Annotated in this window: 20 protein-coding genes and 3 tRNA genes; 18 read left to right on the top strand and 5 right to left on the bottom strand. The window is 74.9% G+C overall.

Annotated features, from left to right (window positions below; all coding sequences use genetic code 11):
• Positions 1–173 precede the first annotated feature (173 nt).
• The 3 genes from AS188_RS01560 to AS188_RS01550 all read left to right on the top strand — a co-directional run bounded on the left by AS188_RS01560 (position 174) and on the right by AS188_RS01550 (position 2,972).
• The gene (locus AS188_RS01560; protein WP_058857364.1) at positions 174–1,526 is read left to right on the top strand and encodes an SLC5/6 family protein; all 1,353 of its coding nucleotides are present in this window, start codon (positions 174–176) and stop codon (positions 1,524–1,526) included.
• Between the two features lie 188 nt (positions 1,527–1,714).
• Positions 1,715–2,578 carry an SDR family NAD(P)-dependent oxidoreductase gene (locus tag AS188_RS01555; RefSeq protein ID WP_058857363.1) on the top strand — a complete coding sequence of 288 codons (864 nt, stop codon included), beginning with the start codon at positions 1,715–1,717 and terminating at the stop codon, positions 2,576–2,578.
• 10 nt (positions 2,579–2,588) lie between these two features.
• Complete coding sequence (locus tag AS188_RS01550; protein WP_058857362.1) at positions 2,589–2,972, top strand: VOC family protein; 384 nt, start codon at positions 2,589–2,591, stop codon at positions 2,970–2,972.
• Here the strand turns inward: AS188_RS01550 and AS188_RS01545 are convergent.
• Complete coding sequence (locus AS188_RS01545; protein ID WP_058857361.1) at positions 2,948–3,343, bottom strand: YchJ family protein; 396 nt, start codon at positions 3,341–3,343, stop codon at positions 2,948–2,950. The genes AS188_RS01550 and AS188_RS01545 overlap by 25 nt on opposite strands.
• A 38-nt stretch (positions 3,344–3,381) precedes the next feature.
• Complete coding sequence (locus AS188_RS01540; RefSeq protein ID WP_058857360.1) at positions 3,382–4,857, bottom strand: NCS2 family permease; 1,476 nt, start codon at positions 4,855–4,857, stop codon at positions 3,382–3,384.
• 219 nt (positions 4,858–5,076) lie between these two features.
• On the opposite strand from AS188_RS01540, the gene AS188_RS01535 reads away from it, so the two are divergent.
• The 9 genes from AS188_RS01535 (at position 5,077) to AS188_RS01495 (ending at position 15,075) form a co-directional block, all read left to right on the top strand.
• Complete coding sequence (locus tag AS188_RS01535; RefSeq protein ID WP_058857359.1) at positions 5,077–5,556, top strand: YflT domain-containing protein; 480 nt, start codon at positions 5,077–5,079, stop codon at positions 5,554–5,556.
• Positions 5,557–5,829: 273 nt separating this feature from the next.
• Entirely contained in the window at positions 5,830–7,524 is a 1,695-nt protein-coding gene (locus tag AS188_RS01530; protein ID WP_058857358.1) for a nitrite/sulfite reductase, read from the top strand.
• Positions 7,521–8,276, top strand: coding sequence for a phosphoadenylyl-sulfate reductase (locus AS188_RS01525; protein WP_058857357.1), 756 nt, complete (start codon positions 7,521–7,523; stop codon positions 8,274–8,276). The genes AS188_RS01530 and AS188_RS01525 overlap by 4 nt, the downstream gene beginning before the upstream one ends.
• Positions 8,277–8,320: 44 nt before the next feature.
• Complete coding sequence (gene cysD, locus AS188_RS01520) at positions 8,321–9,265, top strand: sulfate adenylyltransferase subunit CysD (RefSeq protein WP_261766160.1); 945 nt, start codon at positions 8,321–8,323, stop codon at positions 9,263–9,265.
• A 2-nt stretch (positions 9,266–9,267) separates the two neighbouring features.
• The gene (locus tag AS188_RS01515; RefSeq protein ID WP_058857355.1) at positions 9,268–10,647 is read left to right on the top strand and encodes a sulfate adenylyltransferase subunit 1; all 1,380 of its coding nucleotides are present in this window, start codon (positions 9,268–9,270) and stop codon (positions 10,645–10,647) included.
• Between the two features lies 1 nt (position 10,648).
• Entirely contained in the window at positions 10,649–11,779 is a 1,131-nt protein-coding gene (locus AS188_RS01510; protein ID WP_058857354.1) for an ABC transporter substrate-binding protein, read from the top strand.
• Positions 11,776–12,582: an ABC transporter ATP-binding protein gene (locus AS188_RS01505; RefSeq protein ID WP_058857353.1), complete on the top strand. Its 807-nt coding sequence runs from the start codon at positions 11,776–11,778 to the stop codon at positions 12,580–12,582. The genes AS188_RS01510 and AS188_RS01505 overlap by 4 nt, the downstream gene beginning before the upstream one ends.
• Positions 12,572–13,543 (top strand): ABC transporter permease, encoded by a 972-nt coding sequence (locus AS188_RS01500; protein WP_058857352.1) that lies wholly within the window; start codon positions 12,572–12,574, stop codon positions 13,541–13,543. The genes AS188_RS01505 and AS188_RS01500 overlap by 11 nt, the downstream gene beginning before the upstream one ends.
• A 101-nt stretch (positions 13,544–13,644) precedes the next feature.
• The gene (locus AS188_RS01495; RefSeq protein ID WP_058857351.1) at positions 13,645–15,075 is read left to right on the top strand and encodes an FAD-dependent oxidoreductase; all 1,431 of its coding nucleotides are present in this window, start codon (positions 13,645–13,647) and stop codon (positions 15,073–15,075) included.
• A gap of 121 nt (positions 15,076–15,196) precedes the next feature.
• Here the strand turns inward: AS188_RS01495 and AS188_RS01490 are convergent, their stop codons facing one another.
• Positions 15,197–16,546, bottom strand: coding sequence for a D-arabinono-1,4-lactone oxidase (locus AS188_RS01490; protein WP_058857350.1), 1,350 nt, complete (start codon positions 16,544–16,546; stop codon positions 15,197–15,199).
• A gap of 169 nt (positions 16,547–16,715) precedes the next feature.
• Here AS188_RS01490 and AS188_RS01485 point away from each other — a divergent pair, with 169 nt between their 5' ends.
• The gene (locus AS188_RS01485) at positions 16,716–17,780 is read left to right on the top strand and encodes a universal stress protein (protein ID WP_083529145.1); all 1,065 of its coding nucleotides are present in this window, start codon (positions 16,716–16,718) and stop codon (positions 17,778–17,780) included.
• Between the two features lie 16 nt (positions 17,781–17,796).
• On the opposite strand, the gene AS188_RS01480 is transcribed toward AS188_RS01485, so the two are convergent.
• Positions 17,797–18,147, bottom strand: a complete 351-nt coding sequence (locus AS188_RS01480) for a metallopeptidase family protein (RefSeq protein ID WP_204356328.1) — start codon at positions 18,145–18,147, stop codon at positions 17,797–17,799.
• Positions 18,148–18,290: 143 nt separating this feature from the next.
• Between AS188_RS01480 and AS188_RS01475 the strand changes: the two genes are divergently transcribed.
• The 5 genes from AS188_RS01475 to AS188_RS16765 all read left to right on the top strand — a co-directional run bounded on the left by AS188_RS01475 (position 18,291) and on the right by AS188_RS16765 (position 19,432).
• A tRNA-Glu gene (locus tag AS188_RS01475) sits at positions 18,291–18,363 on the top strand.
• Between the two features lie 82 nt (positions 18,364–18,445).
• A tRNA-Asp gene (locus AS188_RS01470) sits at positions 18,446–18,519 on the top strand.
• A 58-nt stretch (positions 18,520–18,577) separates the two neighbouring features.
• A tRNA-Phe gene (locus AS188_RS01465) sits at positions 18,578–18,650 on the top strand.
• A 120-nt stretch (positions 18,651–18,770) separates the two neighbouring features.
• On the top strand, positions 18,771–19,223 hold the full coding sequence (locus AS188_RS01460; RefSeq protein WP_058857348.1) for a hypothetical protein: 453 nt from the start codon (positions 18,771–18,773) through the stop codon (positions 19,221–19,223).
• 65 nt (positions 19,224–19,288) lie between these two features.
• Positions 19,289–19,432 (top strand): hypothetical protein, encoded by a 144-nt coding sequence (locus AS188_RS16765; RefSeq protein ID WP_157570906.1) that lies wholly within the window; start codon positions 19,289–19,291, stop codon positions 19,430–19,432.
• 71 nt (positions 19,433–19,503) lie between these two features.
• Here AS188_RS16765 and AS188_RS01455 read toward each other — a convergent pair whose 3' ends face one another.
• Positions 19,504–21,216 (bottom strand): glycoside hydrolase family 13 protein, encoded by a 1,713-nt coding sequence (locus AS188_RS01455; RefSeq protein WP_058857347.1) that lies wholly within the window; start codon positions 21,214–21,216, stop codon positions 19,504–19,506.
• Positions 21,217–21,282 lie beyond the last annotated feature (66 nt).

Genomic DNA, 21,282 nt, shown 5'->3' with positions numbered 1-21,282 from the left:
CGCACCGGGGACGGGACCGGGCGCGCGGTCGGCTACAGTGTGCGGGGCGTCACCCACCGTGCGCGCCGGGCCCGCCCACCGCGGCCCCGGCGCCGGGCGTGCGGGACCCGACCGGTCCGCGCGTTCCCGGAGGAGGCCGCACCACCCGCCACCACCCGACCGCGAGGACCACCATGTCGCGCACTCCTGCCGGGCGGACGACCTCCGCCGGCCCCGCCACCACCGCCGCAGAACCCCCCGTCGCCGCACCGCCGGCCCCCGGAGCCGCCGCCCCCGGAGCGGCCGCACCCGAGGCGGCACCACGGCCCGCCGCCGTGGACACCGCCTGGACGATCAGCCTCTTCGGCACCGCCGTCGGCGCCGGGATCCTGTTCCTGCCGATCAACGCCGGGGCCGGGGGGCTGTGGCCGCTGCTGGTCGTCACCGCGCTCATCGGCCCGATGACCTACCTCTCCCACCGCGCGCTGGCCCGGTTCGTGTGCGCCTCCCCGCGCCGGGGCGAGGACATCACCGCCGTGGCCCGGGACTACTTCGGCGACGGCGCCGGGCGGGTGATCACCGTCCTGTACTTCCTCGCGATCTACCCGATCGTGCTGATCTACGGCGTGGGCATCACCAACACCGTCGACAGCCTCCTCGTCAACCAGCTCGGCCTCCCGCCCGTGCCGCGCGTGCTGCTGTCCGGGGTGCTCATCGCCGCCATGATGGTCGTGATGGTCGCCGGCCAGCGGATCATGCTCGCGGTCACCCAGTGGCTGGTCTACCCGCTCATCCTCGCCCTGCTCGGGGTGACCCTCTACCTCGTCCCGTCCTGGCACGTCGGCGACCTCGCCGCGGTGCCCTCCGCCGGGGACCTCGCGGCGTCCGTGTGGCTCGTGATCCCCGTGCTGGTCTTCGCGTTCAACCACTCCCCGGCGATCTCCCAGTTCTCCCTGGCGATGCAGCGCGCCCACGGGGCAGGGGCGGCCGAGGCCGCCTCCCGGGTCCTGCGCCGGACCACCGCCCTGCTCGTGGTCTTCACCATGGGCTTCGTCTGGTCCTGCGTGCTGGCCCTGGGCGCCGACGGCCTGGCCGGGGCCCGCGAGGCGAACCTCCCCGTGCTCTCCCACCTGGCCAACGAGCTCGGCAACCCGCTGATCGGCTACCTCGGCCCGGCCGTGGCGATCGCCGCGATCGTCTCCTCCTTCTTCGGCCACTACCTCGGCGCGAGCGAGGGCGCGGCGGGCATCGTGCGCGGGCTGCTGCCCGCCCGCGTCCCGCAGCCGCGCGAGCGCACGCTGCGCGGGGGCATCGCCGTGTTCGTCTTCCTCACGACGTGGCTGGCCGCCGTGCTCAACCCCAGCATCCTGGGGCTGATCGAGTCCCTGGCCGGGCCCGTCATCGCCGCGATCCTCTACCTCATGCCGATGTACGCGATCCGCCGGATCCCCGCCCTGGCCCCCTACCGGGGCCGGCTGTCCAACGTGTTCGTGACGGTCGCCGGGATCGTGGCGATCAGCGGGATCCTCTTCTCCCTGATCGGCTGAGCGCCCGCCCCCGCAGGCCCCGCCGGTTCCGCCGCCCCGCCGGTCCCGCCGGCGGGGCGGCGCCGCCGGACCGGCCGCCGGACCGGCCGCCGGACCGGCCGCCGGACCGGGCGCGGGACCGGTGCGCAGGGGGAGGGGTGCCGTGCAGACTGGGGGAGTCCGCCGTCCCCGGCCCCCAGGAGCTGCCCGTGGCCCCGCTCGCCCCCTTCCGCTTCCCCGGCGCGACCGCCGTGCTCACCGGCGCGGCCTCCGGCATCGGCGAGGAGCTCGCCCACGGGCTGGCCGCGCGCGGGACGGCCCTCGTGCTCGTGGACCGGGACGCGGCCGGGCTGAGCGCGGTCGCCGCGACCGTGCGCGCCCGCCACCCCGGGGTCCGGGTGGACACGGCCGTCGTCGACCTCGCCGACCTCGAGGCCCTGCCCGCGCTCGCGGCGCTCGTGCGCGCCGAGCACCCGCGCATCGACCTGCTGATCAACAACGCGGGCACCGCCCTGGTCGGGTCCTTCGAGGAGGTCCCCGCCGAGGAGTTCGACCGGCTCGTGGACGTCAACTTCCGCGCGCCCGTGGTGCTCACCCGCGAGCTGCTGCCCGCGCTGCTCGCCGCCCCCGGCGGGCACCTGGTCAACGTCTCCAGCCTCTTCGGGCTCATGGCCCCGCCCGGGCAGGCCGCCTACGCCGCGAGCAAGTACGCCCTGCGCGGGTTCACCGAGGCCCTGCGCCACGAGCTGGCCGGGCGGGTGGGCGTCACCGTGGTCCACCCCGGCGGGATCCGCACCCGCATCGCCGCGTCAGCCCGCGTCCCCGAGGGGGTGCCACCGGAGCGGGCGCGGCGGGACCTGGCGGAGTTCGCCGCCCTGCTGGGCTACCCGCCGGAGCGCGCGGCGGCCGAGATCCTGGCCGCGGTGCAGCGGCGGCGGGCCCGGCTGCTGATCAGCCCCGGCGCCCTCGCGCTCGACGTCGTGGTGCGGCTGCTGCCGGGCTCGTACTGGCCGGTCCTGGAGCGCGGGCGCCCCCTGCTGCGGCGCCTTCCCGGACGGCGCCCGCGCCCCTAGGCTGGGCCCCATGACCAGCACCGTCTCCGCCGTCGTGATCGACTGCCGCGACCCCGAGGTCCTGGCCCGCTTCTGGAGCGAGGCCCTGGGCTACACGGTCCACGGCGAGGCCGAGGGCTACGTCGGCCTCGTGCCCGCCGAGGGGCGCACCGGCCCCCACCTCGACCTCGTGCTCGTGCCGGAGGAGCGCCGGGGGAAGAACCGGCTGCACCTGGACCTGCGGGCCCTGGACGGGGACCGGGCGGGCGAGGTCGCCCGCCTCGAGGGCCTCGGCGCCCGGCGGGTCGACGTCGGCCAGGGCGAGGACGTCCCGTGGACCGTGCTCGCCGACCCCGAGGGCAACGAGTTCTGCGTCCTGGACGGGGCGCCTCAGCCGGGCACGCCGTCCACGTAGTACCAGCGCCCGTCCTCGCGCACGAACCGGGAGCTCTCCCGCTGCGCGCCGCGCTGACCCGTGCCGGGGGCCCCGCGCCAGTGGCCGGTGAAGTCCACCCACCCCTCGTCGTCGAACGGGCCGCCGGCCGCGGTGCCGTGCACGTCCAGCCGGTACCACCGCCGCCCCGGGTCGAGCTCGAGGGCGGCGGGCCGGGTGCCCGGGTGCCACGTGGCCAGCAGGTGCGCGGCGTCCCCGGCGGCGAAGGCGCTGAAGCGCGAGCGCATCAGCAGCTCCGCCGTCGGCGCCGGGCGCCCGGCGTGGAAGCGCCCGCAGCAGGCGCCGTAGGTCTCCCCGGTGCCGCAGGGGCAGCGGGCGTCGTCGTCGAGCACGTCCTCGGTCCTCCTCCCCGCCGGGGCGGGCCGGCCGCTCAGGCGGCCAGCCAGCCCTCGACCACGCCCTTGCCGAAGAACACCACGAAGGACGCCGCCACGACGTACATCAGCGGGTGGACCTCCTTCGCGCGGCCCTGGACCATGCGGATGAACACGTAGGAGACGAAGCCCGCGCCGATGCCGTCCGCGATCGAGTAGGTGAACGGCATGACGGCGAAGGTCAGGAACGAGGGCACGGCCAGGCCCCAGTCGTCCCACTCGACGCGCACGACCTGCTTGGCCATCAGGAAGCCGACCACGACCATCGCCGGGGCCACGGCCTCGAAGGGCACCACGTTGACCAGCGGGGTGACGAACATGGCCAGCAGGAACAGCACGCCGGTGACCACGTTGGCCAGGCCCGTGCGGGCGCCGTCGGCGATGCCCGTGGAGGACTCCACGAAGATCTGGTTGGAGGACACGGACCCGGCGCCGCCGGCGATCGCGCCCGCGGCGTCCACGAGCAGCACCCGGTCCACGTTCTCGATCTGGCCGTTGCGCCCGACCAGACCCGCCTGCTGGGACAGGCCCACCATGGTGCCCATCGCGTCGAAGAAGATCGAGAGCAGGATCGTGAACACCAGCAGCGCCGCCGCCAGGGCCCCGAGGCTGCGGAAGGCCTCGAGCGGGGCCACCGCGCCCACGAGCGAGAGGTCGGGCAGCGCGACGAGGGACTCGGGGGTCGCGGGCACCACGAGCGACCAGCCGGTGGGGCTGTCCACGGAGGAGCCGGAGGGGACCACGGCCTCGAGCACGTGGGCCAGGACAGTGGTCAGCACCACGGCGATGAGGATCGCCCCGCGCACGTTGCGCACCACGAGCGCCACGGTCAGCAGCAGCCCCACCACGAACGTGAGCGTGGGCCAGCCCAGCAGCGTCCCGCCGTCGCCCAGCTGCACGGGCACGGTGGTGCCCGCGGCGTCCGGCACGCGGCGCACGAACCCGGCGTTGACGAAGCCGATCAGGGCGATGAACAGCCCGATGCCCACGACGATCGAGGTCTTCAGCGACGGCGGCACGGCATTGAACACCGCGGTGCGGAACCCGGTGAGCACCAGCACGAACATGATGAGACCCGCCCACACGACCAGGCCCATGACCTGCGGCCAGGTCAGCTGCGGGGTGGTCGCGATCGTCACGGCCAGGAACGCGTTGACCCCCAGACCGGTGGCGATCGCGAAGGGCGAGCGGGCCACCAGGCCCATGAGGATCGTCATCACGCCGGCGACGAGGGCGGTCACGGCCGCGACGCGCTCGCCGCCGAGGACGTTGCCGGCCCCGTCGGGGCCGTAGCCGAGGATCAGCGGGTTGAGCACCACGATGTAGCTCATGGCGATGAACGTGGCGACGCCGCCGCGCACCTCGCTGGTCACGTCGGAGCCGCGCTCGCTGATCCTGAAGAAGCGGTCCAGGCCGTTGCGCGGCGGGCGGGACGGGGACGTCTCGGCGGAGACGGAGGGGGAGGAGGCCATGGCGGTCCTTGGGCGGTCGGGCGGACGAGGGACGGACGGCTCGCCGGGAGCCGTTCCGCAGTCTACGGCGGCTGCCGCGCCCGGGCCGAGGCCGCCCCGCGGCGGCGCGCGGACCCCGGGACCCGGGGTGCGCACCGGAACACCTCCCCGGCCTCCCGTGTTGCACCGGGAGCAAGCCCTCGCGGAACGACGAGACCGAAGAACCAGGAGCGACCGTCCATGACCCAGCCCTCCCCGATCCCTCCGACCTCCTCCCGCAACTACCGGGTCCTGCGCAGCGTGCCCACCTACGACGAGGCGCAACGGATCGTCGACACCCTCTCCGACGCCGGGTTCCCGGTCGAGCACGTGCGCGTGGTCGGCACGGGCCTGCGCTCGGTCGAGCAGGTCACCGGCCGGATGACCAACGGCCGGGCCGCGCTCTACGGCGCGGCCTCGGGCGCGTGGCTCGGGCTGTTCATCGGCCTGCTGCTCGGCATCTTCACCGTGGGCTCCTGGCTCGCCGTGATCCTGTGGGCCGTGGCCCTGGGCGCCGTGTGGGGCCTGCTCTTCGGGCTGATCGGCCACGCCGCCACCGGCGGGCGCCGCGACTTCCGCAGCGTCCAGGGCTTCGAGGCCGAGGCCTACGACGTCCTGGTCGAGGCCGAGCACGTCGAGGCCGCCGCCGCGCACCTGGACGGCGCCGGCCCCACCGCCTGAGGCGCCCGCCCGTCCGCGGCGGGGCCGGGGACGCGCCCCGCCGTCGTCCCCGGCCCCCCGCACGCCCTTCCTCCCGGCACGGCCCCCGGGTCCCGCCCCGCACCGGGCGCGACCCGGGGGCCGCCGCGTGCCCGGGAGCTCCCTCGGGCCCGGAAGCGGCCGGCTCCCACGTCCGGCCGGGGCTGTCCAGCCCGTGTGACGCCGGGCTACGGCCCGTGGCGGAGTGTGACGCCCGGCGTGACCGACGGGGGCCGGGGACGAAGAATCGGGGCCATGACTCAGACGACGCGTGCGCCCCGGACCGCCCGGAAGGCCAAGCCCGAGGGCCAGTGGAAGGTCGACGGCCGGGAGCCGCTGAACCCCAACGAGGTGTTCAAGCAGGCCGACGACGGGCTCAACGTGCGCACCCGCATCGAGGAGGTCTACTCCGAGCACGGCTTCGCCTCGATCGACCCGACCGACCTGCACGGCCGGTTCCGCTGGTGGGGCCTGTACACCCAGCGCCGCCCCGGCATCGACGGCGGGCGCACGGGCAAGCTCACCGACGCCGAGATCGAGGACGAGTACTTCATGATGCGCGTGCGCCTCGACGGCGGGGCGCTCACCCGCGCCCAGCTGCGGGTGCTCGGGCAGATCTCGGCGGAGTTCGCCCGCGACTCGGCCGACGTCACCGACCGGCAGAACATCCAGTACCACTGGATCCGGATCGAGGACGTCCCCGAGATCTGGCGCCGGCTCGAGGAGGTCGGCCTCGACACCACCGAGGCCTGCGGCGACGTGCCCCGCGTGCTCCTGGGCTCCCCCCTGGCGGGGATCGCGGCGGACGAGATCATCGACCCCACCCCGGTGATCGCGCAGATCAAGCGCGAGCACATCGGCAGCCCCGAGTTCTCCAACCTCCCGCGCAAGTACAAGACCGCGATCACCGGCCACCCCTCCCTGGACGTGGTCCACGAGATCAACGACTGCGCGTTCGTGGGCGTGGTCCACCCCGAGCTGGGCCCCGGCTACGACCTGTGGGTCGGCGGCGCCCTGTCCGTCGTCCCGTTCCTCGGCAGGCGCCTCGGCGCGTTCGTGACCCAGGAGCAGGTCCCCGCGGTCTGGGCCGGGGTCACCGGCATCTTCCGCGACTACGGCTACCGGCGGCTGCGCAACCGCGCCCGCCTGAAGTTCCTCGTCCAGGACTGGGGCACCGAGAGGTTCCGCCAGGTCCTCCAGGACGAGTACCTCGGCTACGCGCTGGCCGACGGCCCCGCCCCCGCCCGCTCCGCGGTGCCCGGCGACCACGTCGGGGTGCACCGGCAGAAGGACGGGCGCTACTACATCGGCGTGGCCCCGCGCGTGGGCCGGGTCTCCGGGCAGAAGCTGCTCGCGCTCGCCGACGTCATGGCGAGGTACGGCTCCGACCGGCTGCGCACCACCCCGCACCAGAAGCTCGTGGTCCTCGACGTCGAGGAGGCCGACGTCGAGGCCGTCGTCGCCGAGCTCGAGGCCCTCGACCTGCAGGCCAGGCCCTCCGCGTTCCGCCGCTCGACCGTGGCCTGCACCGGCATCGAGTACTGCAAGCTCGCCATCGTCGAGACGAAGCGGACCGCCTCGGAGACCATCGACGAGCTCGAGCGCCGCCTCGAGGGCGTGGAGCTGCCCCACCCCATCTCCCTGCACGTCAACGGCTGCCCCAACTCCTGCGCCCGCATCCAGACCGCGGACATCGGGCTCAAGGGCCAGCTGCTGCCCACCGACGACGGCGGGCAGAAGCCCGGCTACCAGGTGCACCTGGGCGGCGGGCTGACCGACGACACCCGCGCCGAGGCCGAGCTCGGCCGCACCGTGCGCGGGCTGAAGGTCTACCAGGACGACCTGGCCGACTACGTGGAGCGGCTCGTGCGCCGCTTCCTGGACCAGCGCACCGGCGAGGAGACCTTCGCCGAGTGGACCCGCCGCGCCGACGAGGAGGACCTGGCATGAGCACGACCCCCACCGCCCTGCGCGACGAGCGGACCCTGCGCGGGCTCGCGGCCGAGGGCGCCACCGCGCTGCGCGCCGCGCTCGACGCCGAGGGCCGCGTGCCCGCCGCCGGGGAGGCGAGCACGGAGGAGGCGATCCGCTGGGTCGCCGAGCACTTCGACCCCGCCAAGGTCGCCGTGGCCTGCTCCATGGCCGACGCCGTGCTGCCGGCCCTGGTCGCCGAGCACCTGCCCGGCGTGGACGTGCTGTTCCTGGAGACCGGCTACCACTTCCCCGAGACGATCGGCACCCGCGACGCGGTCGCCCACATGCTCGACATCACCGTCGTCGACGTCCTGCCCGAGCTCACGGTCGCCGAGCAGGACGCCACGATCGGCACGGACCTCTTCGCCACCGACCCCGCCCGCTGCTGCGCGATCCGCAAGATGGACCCGCTCAAGCAGGCCCTGTCCGGCTACGAGGTGTGGTTCACCGGCGTGCGCCGCGACGAGTCCTGGACCCGCACCAACGCCCCCATGGTCGCCTTCGACGAGACCCACGGGCTCGTGAAGGTCAACCCCATGGTGCGCTGGAGCCTCGACGACCTGCTCGGGTGGTCCCAGGAGCACGGGGTGCCCGTGAACCCGCTGATGTCCGAGGGCTATCCCTCCATCGGCTGCGCCCCCTGCACCCGCCCGGTCACCCCGGGCGAGGACCCCCGCGCCGGCCGCTGGGCCGGCAAGGACAAGACCGAGTGCGGCATCCACCTGTGAGCGCACCTTCCCACCGGACGACGACGGAGGACACCGTGAGCACCATCGTGAGCGCCGCACCGGGCGCCGCCCCGGACACCGAGCGCACCGGCGCCGGCGTGCACAGCAGCCTCGACGCGCTCGAGGCCGAGTCGATCCACATCCTGCGCGAGGTGGTCGCCGAGTTCGACCGCCCGGCCATGCTCTTCTCGGGCGGCAAGGACTCGGTGGTCATGCTGCACCTGGCCGCCAAGGCCTTCTGGCCCGGCCGCATCCCCTTCCCCGTGCTGCACGTGGACACCGGGCACAACTTCCCCGAGGTCCTCGGCTTCCGGGACCGCACCGTGCAGCGGCTGGGCGTGCGCCTGGTCGTGGCCGCCGTCCAGGACTACATCGACGACGGCCGGCTGCTCGAGCGCGCCGACGGCACCCGCAACCCCCTGCAGACCGTGCCGCTGCTCGACGCCATCGCGCAGAACAAGTTCGACGCCGTCCTCGGCGGCGGACGCCGCGACGAGGACAAGGCCCGCGCCAAGGAGCGGATCCTGTCCCTGCGCGACGAGTTCGGCCAGTGGGACCCGCGCAACCAGCGCCCCGAGCTGTGGACCCTCTACAACGGCCGGCACACCCCCGGCCAGCACGTGCGGGCCTTCCCCATCAGCAACTGGACCGAGCTCGACATCTGGCGCTACATCGAGCGCGAGAACATCGAGCTGCCCGCCATCTACTACGCCCACGAGCGCGAGGTCTTCCGCCGCGACGGGATGTGGATGGCCGTGGGCGAGTTCTCCGCGCCCACCGGGGCCGAGACCGTGGAGCGGCGCACCGTGCGCTACCGGACGGTGGGCGACATGTCCTGCACCGGGGCCGTGCTCTCCGGGGCGCGGACCGTCTCCGACGTGGTGGCCGAGGTCGCCGTGTCCACACTGACCGAGCGCGGGGCCACCCGCGCGGACGACCGGATCTCCGAGGCCGCCATGGAGGACCGCAAGAAGGACGGGTACTTCTAGAGATGACTTCCCCCACCACCGCCCGGGCCGCCGAGCACGCGCCCACGATCGACCCCGGCTCCCTGTTCCGCTTCGCGACCGCCGGGTCGGTCGACGACGGCAAGTCGACCCTCGTCGGGCGGCTGCTGCACGACGCCAAGGCCATCCTCGCCGACCAGCTCGAGGCCGTGGGCCGCACCTCCGCCGAGCGCGGCTTCGGCGGCGGCACGGGCCGGCTCGACCTCGCGCTGCTCACCGACGGCCTGCGCGCCGAGCGGGAGCAGGGCATCACGATCGACGTCGCCCACCGCTACTTCGCCACCGACCGCCGCTCCTTCATCCTCGCCGACTGCCCCGGGCACGTGCAGTACACGAAGAACACGGTCACCGGCGCCTCGACGGCCGACGCCGTCGTGCTGCTCGTCGACGCCCGCCACGGCGTGGTCGAGCAGACCCGCCGCCACCTCGCCGTCACCGCCCTGCTGCGCGTGCCGCACGTGGTCGTGGCCGTGAACAAGATCGACCTCGTGGACTGCTCCCGGGACGTCTTCGAGCGGGTCGCCGGCGACGCCCGCGACGTCGCCGCCCGGCTGGGCGTCGAGGACGTGCACGTGGTGCCGGTCTCCGCGCTCGAGGGCGACAACGTCGTGGAGCCCTCGGAGCGGACCCCCTGGTACACGGGCCGGCCCCTGCTGCGGGTGCTCGAGGAGCTGCCCACGGCCGACGAGTCCGGCCGCGGCGCCGCCCGCCCGTTCCGGCTGCCCGTCCAGTACGTCCTCCGCCCCCAGGGCGGCACCGCCCCCGGGCTGGACCCCGAGGCCCTGCGCGACTACCGCGGCTACGCCGGCCAGATCGCCTCCGGCGCCGTCGCGGTCGGGGACGAGGTCGTGGTCCTGCCCTCGGGCCGGCGCACCACCGTCACCGGCATCGACGTCGCCGGCACCGCCCCCGCTCCCGGGGCGCCCCTGCCCGGGGAGCAGCTGGCGGAGGCCGCCGCGCCGCTGTCCGTGACGCTGCGGCTGGCCGACGACATCGACATCGCCCGCGGCGACCTGCTCGCCGGCGCCGCCGACGAGCTGCCCGAGCCCGTGCGCGAGCTGCCCGCCTCCCTCGCCTGGCTCGGGGACCGGCCCCTGCGCCCGCGCGACCGCGTGCTCGTCAAGCACGGGGCCGCCACGGTCCAGGCCATGGTCGAGGAGCTCGAGGGCCGGCTGGACCTCGACGCCCTCGAGCTGCGCGCGGCGGACACGCTCGAGCTCAACGACATCGGCCGCGTCCGGCTGCGCCTGGCCTCGCCGCTGCCCGTGGACCCCTACGACCGGCTGCGGCGCACCGGCGCCTTCCTGGTCATCGACCCGGCCACCGGCGGCACCCTCGCCGCCGGGCTCGCCCGGGGCGCCTGAGGTGCAGCCGCAGGACCGGCCGGAGCCGACCACGGTCACGGCCGGTGCCGGTGCGCGCCCGGCCGGCCGCCGCGGGGGCTGGCCGCTGGTGCTGACGGCCCTGCTGCTGCTCGCCGTGCTCACGGCCACGGCCACCGTGCTGCGGGGCAACGGGACCCTCGAGGCGTGGCAGGCGGCCCCGGTGGAGACCTCCGAGGCCGCCGACCTGCGCCTGGGCTACTTCGGCAACCTCACCCACGGCCCGGCCCTGGTCGGCCTGGACCAGGGCCTGCTGGCCGAGGAGCTGGGCGGGACCGAGCTGTCCACCCAGGTCTTCGGCAGCGGCCCCACCGCGGTCGAGGCCATGAACGCGGGCTCCCTCGACGCCGCGTTCGTCGGCCCGAACCCCGCGATCAACTCCTTCGTCCAGTCCGACGGGCGGTCCCTGGCGATCGTGGCGGGCGCGGCCTCCGGCGGGGCCCAGTTCGTGGTCTCCCCCGACGTGGCCGGGGCCGGCGACCTCGGCGGGCGCACCCTGGCGACCCCCGAGTTCGGCGGCACCCAGGACGTGGCCCTGCGCACCTGGCTCGCCGAGCACGGCTACGTCCCCGACGGCGAGGGGGAGGACGCCGTGGCCATCACCCCCATGCCGAACGGCCAGACCCTGCACACCCTGCGCCAGGGCCGGGTCGACGGCGCCTGGCTGCCCCAGCCCTGGGCGACCCGGGCCGTGGCGGAGGGCGCCCGTGTGCTCGTCGACGAGCGCGAGCTGTGGCCCGGCGGCCGCTACCCCACCACGGTGCTCGTGGTGCGCCGGGACTACCTCGAGCGCCACCCGCGGACCGTGGAGCGGCTCGTGCGCGGCCTGCAGCGCTCCGTGGACTGGCTGGAGGCCCACGAGGACGAGCCGGCACTGCTGGCCGCGACCCTCAACCGCGGCCTGGAGCGGGCCGAGGTCGAGACCCTCCCCGAGGACACGGTCGCCGGGGCCCTGGCCGCGATCGAGTGGACCACCGACCCGCTGGCCGGGACCTACCCCGTGCTGCTCGAGGACGCCGTCGCGGCCGGCACCACCGACCCGGCCCCGCTCGAGGGTCTCGTGGACCCCACGGCGCTCGAGCGCGTGCGCCCCGACCCGGAGGAGGGAGCATGACCCCCACCGCCGCCGGCCCCGAGGCCCCGGCCGAGGAGCGGACCGCGATCCGGCTGCGCGGTCTCGGCAAGACCTTCGCCCCCGAGGACGGGCCCGTCCTCCAGGACGTCGAGCTGAGCGTGGAGCGCGGGCAGTTCGTCGCGCTGCTGGGCGCCTCCGGGTGCGGGAAGTCCACGCTGCTCAACATCGTCGCCGGCCTCGAGCACCCCACCACCGGGTCCGTGACGGTCCCCGCCGAGGGCGCCGCCCTGATGTTCCAGGACGCCGCCCTGTTCCCGTGGCTCACCGCCCGCCGCAACGTGGAGCTCGCCCTCGAGCTGCGCGGCGTGCCCGGCCCGCAGCGGCGGGCGCGCGCCGGCGAGCTGCTCGAGCTCGTCCGGCTGGGCCGTGCCGGGGACAAGCGCCCCCACGAGCTCTCCGGGGGCATGCGCCAGCGGGTGGCCCTGGCCCGGGCGCTGGCCCAGGAGCGGGAGGTGCTGCTGATGGACGAGCCGTTCTCGGCGCTGGACGCCATCACCCGCGACCTGCTGCACGAGGAGCTGCTGCGGGTCTGGCGCAGCACCGGGCGCACGATCGTGTTCATCACCCACAACGTCGCGGAGGCCGTGCGCCTGGGCGAGCGGGTGCTGCTGATGTCCTCCCGGCCCGGCCGGGTGGTCCAGGAGTGGGACACCCGCCCGTGGAAGGACCCGCAGTCCTACGGCTTCGAGGGCAGCGCCCAGTCGCTCGACGAGACCCTCGCCGAGCTCACCCGCACCGTCACCGCACGCCTCCGGGAGGAGATCAGCCGCCATGCGCAATGACACCGCCGCTCCCGCCGTCCCGGCCGGGACCGCGGTCCGGCCGTCCCAGGCACCCGTCCCGCCGCCGGCCGTGCCCCCCGCGGCCGTCCCGGCCCCCGCCGCGGCCGGCGCCGGGCAGGAGCTCGCCGGGCTGGACGCGCTGCAGACCGAGCGCACCCGCCGGACCCCGGCCGCTGAGGTGCTGCGCACCAAGGCGGCCCCGCCCCTGGTGGCGCTGCTGTTCGGGCTGCTGCTGTGGCAGCTGCTCGTCGCCGTCCTCGGCCCCCGCCCGGACGTGGTGCCGGGGCCGCTGGACGTCGCCCGCCGGTTCGCCGAGCTGCTCTCGGACGGCACCGTCCTCTCCGCCCTGGGCACGAGCCTGTGGCGCGGGGTCAGCGGGTTCCTGATCGCCGTCGCCGTCGCCACCCCGCTCGGGCTGCTCGTCGCCCAGCGGCAGGGGCTGCGCAACGCCGTCGGGCCCCTGATCTCCGGGCTGCAGGTGCTGCCCTCGGTCGCGTGGGTGCCCGCCGCGATCATCTGGTTCGGCCTCTCGGACGCCACCGTCTACTTCGTGGTGCTCATGGGCGCGATCCCCTCGATCGTCAACGGCATGCTCGCCGGCGTGGACCAGATCCCGCCCCAGCTGCGCCGGGCCGGGCACGTCCTCGGCGCCCGCGGGTGGACCATGGCCGTCAAGGTCGTGCTCCCCGCGGCGCTGCCCGGCTACGCCGCCGGCCTCAAGCAGGGGTGGGCGTTCTCGTGGCGGTCGCTGATGGGCGCCGAGCTCATCGCCGTCGGCGGCTCCATCGGCTTCGGCCTGGGCTCCCTGCTCGAGCAGGGACGGACCGTCTCGGACATGGCCGTGGTGATGGCCGCGGTCCTGTCCATCCTCGCCGTGGGGATCCTCGTGGAGCTGCTGCTGTTCAACCCCCTCGAGCGGCGCCTGCTGCGCGGGCGCGGGCTGCTCGGCCCCCGCCCGTGAGTTCCGTTACCTCCCGGGCGATTCCCGGGGAAGTTCACTAACGTTGTCCCAGACCCGATGCGCGCGGCGGTCCCCGTGCGCGCTCCCGAAAGGAATCCCACGTGGCTGACACCACCACCCGCCCCCTGCGCGTCGCCGTGATCGGGGCCGGCCCCGCCGGCATCTACGCCGCGGACATGCTCACCAAGTCGGAGCCGGTCGCGAGCGGCGAGCTCGCGGTCAGCATCGACCTGTTCGACCGCTACCCGACCCCGTTCGGGCTCATCCGCTACGGCGTGGCCCCCGACCACCCCCGCATCAAGGGCATCATCACCGCCCTGCGCTCGATCCTGGGCCGCGGCGACATCCGCTTCTTCGGCAACGTCGAGTACGGCACGGACCTGACCCTCGCCGACCTCGGCGCCCACTACGACGCGGTGATCTTCGCGACCGGCGCCGTCTACGACGCCCCGCTGAACATCCCCGGCATCGAGCTCGAGGGCGTCCACGGCGCCGCCGAGTTCGTGGCCTGGTACGACGGCCACCCCGACTTCCCGCGCGAGTGGGAGCTCGCCGCGAAGGAGATCGCGGTCATCGGCAACGGCAACGTCGCCCTCGACGTCGCCCGGGTGCTCGCCAAGCACGCCGACGACATGCTCGTCACCGAGATCCCCGGCAACGTCTACCAGGGGCTGAAGAGGTCCCCGGTCACCGACGTGCACATCTTCGGCCGCCGCGGCCCCGCCCAGGTGAAGTTCACCCCGCTGGAGCTGCGGGAGCTCGCCAAGTCGCGCGACGTCGACATCGTCGTCTACGACGAGGACTTCGCCTACGACGAGGCCTCCGAGCAGGCCGTGGCCGAGAACAACCAGGTCAAGGTCATGGTGAGGACCCTCGAGAAGTGGCGGGCCGACGACTCCCCGAAGACCGCCTCCCGGCGCCTGCACCTGCACTTCCTGCAGAGCCCCCGCGAGATCCTCGGCGAGGACGGCAAGGTCGTGGGCCTGCGGATGGAGCGCACCCGCCTCAACGGCGACGGCTCCGTCTCCGGCACCGGCGAGCTGATCGACCACCCCGTCCAGGCCGTCTACCACGCGATCGGCTACCTCGGCTCCCGGCTGCCCGAGCTGCCCTTCGACGACGCCCGCGGCGTGATCCCCAACGCGGAGGGCCGGGTGCTCAGCGAGGACGGCAGCACCGTGCTGCACGGGCTCTACGCGACCGGCTGGATCAAGCGCGGGCCCGTGGGCCTGATCGGCGCCACCAAGTCCGACGCCCTCGAGACCGTCACCCACCTGCTCGAGGACCGGCCGGTGCTGCCCGCGGCGACCTCCCCGGACCCCCGTTCGGTCGTCGATCTGCTCGAGGCCCGCGGCGTGGCGTACACGACGTGGGAGGGCTGGCTCGCCCTCGACGAGCACGAGCAGGCCCTCGGGCAGTCCTCGCACGACGCCGAGGGCAACCCCCGCGAGCGCGTCAAGGTCGTCGAGCGCGACGAGATGGTGAGCGTCTCCCGCGACGGCGTCCAGCAGCCGGTCTCCTCGAACGTCTGAGGCACCGTCCCCGGCCCGCCAGGGGCGGCGTCCGGTGGGAAACCGCACCGGTTTCCCACCGGACGCCGCCCCTCGCGCCGTGGTGGTCCACGCCGTGGTGGTCCCCCCGCGGCGTGGTGGGTCAGAGGCCGAGCAGGGACCGGACGTGGTCGTTGAGGAACACCCCGTCCGGGTCGAGCTCGGCCCGGACGTCGAGGAAGTCCTGGAACCGCGGGTAGACGCTGCGCAGGTACTCGGCGTCGCGGGTGTGCACGGTGCCCCAGTGCGGGCGCCCGCCGTGGGCGGCGAAGATCTCCTCGGCGGCCGCGAAGACCTTCGGGTCGTGGCGGCGCCAGTACTGCCGCAGCGCGATCCAGCCGGTGGCCCGCCCGTGGGCGGGGGAGAGCCAGGCCTCCTCGGCCGCGGAGCAGCGCACGTCCACGGGCAGGGAGAAGGCGTAGCCGCGGCGCTCGATCAGCGCCTGCAGCTCCCGGAAGGCGGGGACCAGCTCCTCGTCGGGCAGCGCGTACTCCGTGGAGACGAACCGGACCCGGCGCGGGACGGTGAACACCCGGTGGGAGAGGTCGCTGTAGCGGCGCGGGCTGTTGGTGAACGCGTCCAGCCGGTTCACCCCCGGGGTGGAGCGCGGCAGCACCGTCGCGAGCTGGTGCAGCCCGGCGGTGAGGGTGTTGCGCAGCAGGAGGTCGTCGAGCCGCCGGACCGTGCGCGCCACGGGGGAGCCCGGGCGGGTGTAGGACTCCGGGAGCTTGTGCAGGCGGGTGAGGATGCGGGTCTGGGCCGTGGAGGTCCCCGGCGTCCAGAAGAACTCGAAGTGGTCGGCCCCGGCCATCCGGTCCCCGAGGGAGTCCACGAGCTGGCCCAGGGGCTCCTTGAGCTCCGCCGCGTGCAGCCGGAACGCCGGCTCGCACTGCAGGGTGACGGTCGCGACCACCCCGGTGATGCCGAGACCCGTGCACGCGGCCCGGAACAGCTCGGGCCGCTGCTCGGCGGAGCACTCCAGCAGCTCCCCGGAGGGGCTGACCAGGGTCAGGGCCACGACCTGCCCGGACAGGGACGGGAACCGCAGCCCCGTGCCGTGGGTGCCGGTGGCCACGGCCCCGGCCACCGTCTGCCAGGTGCTGTCGGGCAGGTTCGTCACCGCGAGGTCGTGCTCCTCGAGGTCCTGGCTCAGCGCGGCGAGGGTGGTCCCGGCGAGCACGGTCGCCCGGTGCTGCTGCGCGTCCACGTCGACCAGCCCGGTCAGCGCCGAGAGGTCCACGAGCACCTCGGGGGCCACCGCGAGCGCCGAGAAGCTGCAGCCGGAGCCCACCGGGCGCACATGCAGGCCCCGCCGGGCGGCGGCGGCCACGCCCCGGGCCAGCTCCTCCACGGAGGAGGGCGCCAGCACGTGCTCCGGGGTCACCGTGTGGGTGCGGCCCCACGTGGTCCACTCCCTGGTCCCGGTCTCCCCGGGCAGCGGCGTCTCGCTCATCGCCAGGACCGTCCTTCCTCGGTTGCGGGGTGCAGCGCGCGCCCTCATCCTCTCACCGCGGGCGGCCCCGGCGCGCCGGGGTGCGCGCGTACCATCGGAGGCGAAGCCCCGCACCGGGGGAGCCGCACCGGCGACGACCCGCGGGACCCGCGCACAGGAAGGCACCGTCATGACCGACCGACCGTCCCGTGACCGGGACCGCGAGCGGCGCCGGGGACCCGGGCGGCCGGAGGACGCGAGCACGGGCAGCACGGCCGGGGACGCCCCGGACGCCACCGGCGAGATCGTGGTGGGCATCGACGGCTCCGAGCAGAGCCACGGCGCGCTGCGCTGGGCCGCCCGGGAGGGGCGCCGCCGCGGTCTGCCCGTGCGGATGGTCACCGCCTACAGCCTCCCGGTGTTCTCCGGGTCGGGCTTCGACACCGGCTACGCGACGGTCGACGAGGCGGCCCTCGCCCGCGGCGTCGAGGAGCTGCTCAACGACGCCGCCGCGCAGGTGCGCTCCACCGGCGTCGAGCTGCGCGCCACGGTCGAGACGGGCGACCCCTCCGGGGCCCTGCTCGAGCTCAGCCGCACCGCGGAGCTGCTCGTGCTCGGCTCGCGCGGGCGCGGCGGGCTGCTCGGCCGGCTGCTGGGCACCGTCTCCACGGCCGTGCCCGCCCACGCGACGTGCCCCACCGGGGTCGTCCCCCTGCCGTGGTCGAAGGAGCACCTGGGGGAGGAGGCCCTCGCCGGCACCGCGGCGCTGGTCGAGCGCGTCGTCGTCGGCTCGGACGGCTCGTCCCAGGCGCGGGCCGCGATGCTGGAGGCCGCGGAGGAGGCCCGGCTGCTGGACGTGCCCCTGACGGTCGTGTGCGCGGTCCCGCCGGTCAGCGGCGCGGTCGCGTGGATGCCCACGGCCGTGGACTTCGAGGCCATGTACGACGACGTCGCCCGCGCCCTGCAGGGCGGGGTGGCCTGGCTGAAGAGCTGGTTCCCGGACCTGGAGATCGGCTCCGAGCTGGCCGACGGCCCGCCGGTGCAGGTGCTCGTGGACCAGACCCGCCGCAACCGCCTCGTGGTCGTCGGCACCCGCGGGCGCGGCGGCTTCGCCGGGATGCTGCTGGGCTCCACCTCCCAGGGCGTGCTGCACAACGCGGCCGGGCCCGTGCTGATCGTCCCGGACCGCTACGACGAGCGGATCGAGACCCGCAAGGACTTCGACCTCGACGACGTCCGCCCCTGGGACGCCTGACCCGGGCGGGGCCGGCTCAGCCCCAGCCGAGCTCGTGCAGGCGCTCGTCATCGATCCCGAAGTGGTGGGCGACCTCGTGGATGACGGTCACGGTGATCTCCTCCACCAGCTCCTCCCGGTCGGTGCACATCCGCCGCAGCGGCCCGCGGTAGACGAAGATCCGGTCGGGCAGCGAGCCCGCGCCCCACCCGCCGTCCCGCGCGGTCAGGGGCACGCCCTCGTAGAGGCCCAGCAGCTCCGGGGAGTGCGCCGGGGGCTCCTCCTCGACGAGGATCACCACGTTGTCCATCGCCCGGAACAGCTCGTCGGGGATCAGGTCGATCGCGTCGTCGACGGCCCGGTCGAACTCCTCGTGCGTCATCTCCATCACCACTCCTTCCTACCGCACGCGGCCCGCCGGGGGCCGCGCGGGAATTGTGCGAACCCCCACCTGCCTCTAAGCTGAGGTGGCTGTCTCCCGTCCCGGAACCCGGCCCGCCGGCCGAGCGCACCCGGAGCGGGGAGCCGCAGGCCCCCATCGTCTAGCGGCCTAGGACACCGCCCTTTCACGGCGGCGGCACGGGTTCGAATCCCGTTGGGGGTACGCGTGGAAACGGTGGGAGCACCGATTTGCACAACAGCCGAGGAGTGCTGATAGGATCAGTCCTCGTTGGCGACAACAGCAAGGCCCTGTAGCGCAGTTGGTTAGCGCGCCGCCCTGTCACGGCGGAGGTCGCGGGTTCAAGTCCCGTCAGGGTCGCTCAGGCGGCGAGGTGTCCCCGGACAGCTGCGCCGTCTCGGCGCATCCGATGCGCCGAGGCTCTGTAGCTCAGTTGGTAGAGCGTACGACTGAAAATCGTAAGGTCACCGGATCGACGCCGGTCGGAGCCACCGCGGAAGCCCCCGGTCCCAGCAGGGACCGGGGGCTTCGTCGTTCCCGGCCGCCGCACGTCCGGGGAGCCCGCCGCCGGCTGCCAGCACCTCCCGAGGTTCCCGGCCTACGGTGGGGGCGTGAACCGCCACCTCCGACGAACGGGCCCGCTCGCCGGGCTGGTCCTGTGCCTGCTCGCACTGCCCGCCTGCGGCACCGCCGCCCCGCAGCGCAGCATCGTCCTCGAGGACACCCCGAGCGCGCGGCCCGATCCCGCCCCGACCGCGCTGCCCGCGGCGGACCCGCGCACCTGCTTCGACGTCGCCGGCGCGCACACGGCCCTCGCCGTGGTCCCCCTGTCCACCGACGAGGCCGACCCGCGCTACCGGCCCGAGGAGATCAGCGCCTCCGTGCACGAGCTCGCCTCCCGGGTGCCCGCCGAGCTGCGCCCCGCGTTCGACGACGCCGGGGCGGTGCTGGCCGGTGCCGGCGACTCGCTGCAGCCCGCCGAGCTGGCGGAGCTGCAGCGCACCCTCGCCCCGGTCGACGAGTGGCTGCAGGCCCGCTGCGAGGAGCCCGCCCCCACCCGGTGATCAGCCTCCTGCCTACGATGGGGGCACCGCCCCCGCCGGGGGCCTGCGACGGAGGGAGGACGACCATGACGGAGCAGCAGCCCGATCCGGGCAGCTTCGAGGACCAGCCCGCGGTCCAGCGGGAGGACGGGATCGTGCTGGAGCCGGGCGGCGAGCCGGCCGAGGAGCTCGCCCGCCAGGACCCGCCCGCCGAGGAGGAGCGGCCCTGACGCCCGCGGGCGCCGGCCGCTGACGCACCCGGGGCTCCCGGCGGGCGCGTCCCCCCGGGAGCCCCGGCGTGCTAGTCCAGGGACACCCACGCCGCGGCGGCGGGGCCCAGCACCCCGTCCACCAGGGCGTCCTCCAGGCTGGTCAGCAGCACCTCGCCCGCCGGCAGCGCCACGGGCTGCTCGCCGGTGTTCGCGGCGACGAGCACGCGCCGGCCCGCCGGGGTGGTGCTGACGAACGCCAGCAGCCCCGTGGCGCCGTCGTGCGCCTCGTGCCACGCGAAGGAGCCCCGGCCCAGGCCGAGCTCACGGCGCAGCCGCAGGGCGTCCCGGTAGAGGCTGTGCGTGGACCCCGGCACCCCCACCTGCCGGTCGGCGGCCAGCGCGGCGAAGGCCGGCGGCTGCGGCAGCCACGGCTGGGGCCCGAAGCCCAGGCCCGGCTCCCCGGCCGACCACGGCATCGGCACGCGGCAGCCGTCCCGGCCGATCTCCGCGCCGTCCGTGCGGGCGAACGTGGGGTCCTCGCGCACGTGCGCGGGCAGGCTCGTGTGCTCGGGCAGGCCCAGCTCGTCGCCCTGGTAGAGGTAGGCCGAGCCCGGCAGCGCGAGCTCCACGAGGGCGGCCGCGCGGCCCCGGGCGAGGCCCTGGTCGTAGTCGGGCTGCTCGTGCTCCGCGGCGATGCCCATCGGGTAGGCGATCGGGTCGGCGAGCCCGAAGCGGGAGACGTGCCGGACGGTGTCGTGGTTGGAGAGCACCCACGTGGTGGGCGCGCCGACCTTCGCGGACTCGGCCAGGGAGTCCTCGATCGCCCGCGACAGCCGCGCCCAGTCCCACCCGGCGACCAGGAAGTCGAAGTTGAACGCCTGGTGCATCTCGTCGGAGCGCACGTACATCGCGAGCCGGTGCGCGGGCTCCACCCAGGCCTCGGCGACCATCATCCGGTCGCCGTCGTACTCGGCGAGCACCCGGTGCCAGTCGCGGTAGACCTCGTGCACCCCGTCCTGGTCGAAGTAGGGGCTGCCGGTGTGCATCGGCGTCTCGGGACCCTCGGGCCGGTCGTGCTCCCTCGCCTCGTGCTCGCCCTCGACCATGCGCACCTGCCGGTCCCAGTCGGGCAGGCCCTCGGCCTTGACCAGGCCGTGGGCCACGTCCACCCGGAACCCGTCGGCGCCGCGGTCGAGCCAGAAGCGCAGCACGGAGCGGAACTCCTCCCACACCTCCGGGTTCTCCCAGTTGAGGTCCGGCTGGGTGGAGTCGAACAGGTGCAGGTACCACTGGCCGTCCGGCAGGCGGGTCCAGGCCTCGCCGCCGAAGACCGAGCGCCAGTTGTTGGGCGGCAGCTCGCCGTGCTCGCCGCGGCCCTCGCGGAAGACGTAGCGGTCGCGCTCGGGGCTGCCCGGCCCGGCGGCGACGGCGGCGCGGAACCACCCGTGCTCGCTCGAGGTGTGGTTGGGGACCAGGTCCACGATCAGCCGCAGCCCGAGCTCGGCCATGCGCGCGCGCATCCGGTCGAAGTCCTCGAGGGTGCCGAAGCGGGGGTCGATGTCCCGGTAGTCCGAGACGTCGTAGCCGGCGTCGTTCTGGGGGGAGACGTAGAACGGGGACAGCCACAGGGCGTCCACCCCGAGGTCGGCGAGGTAGTCCAGGCGGTCGATGATGCCGGGGAGGTCGCCCATGCCGTCGCCGTCGGAGTCGTTGAAGGAGCGCGGGTAGATCTGGTAGATCACCGCGGAGCGCCACCAGGGCGCGGTGTCGGTCGAACGGTCGGTCTCGGCCTGCTGCGTCATCGGGTCTGGGGGTCCTCCGGTCGCGGGGATGTGCGCCCCCAGCTTGCCAGCCCACGGGTGCGGTGT

Origin of the sequence: Kocuria flava, assembly GCF_001482365.1 — a bacterium.
Taxonomy (GTDB): domain Bacteria; phylum Actinomycetota; class Actinomycetes; order Actinomycetales; family Micrococcaceae; genus Kocuria; species Kocuria flava.
Note: the sequence above shows the minus strand (reverse complement) of the source record. Positions and strands in the feature narration are given on the sequence as shown.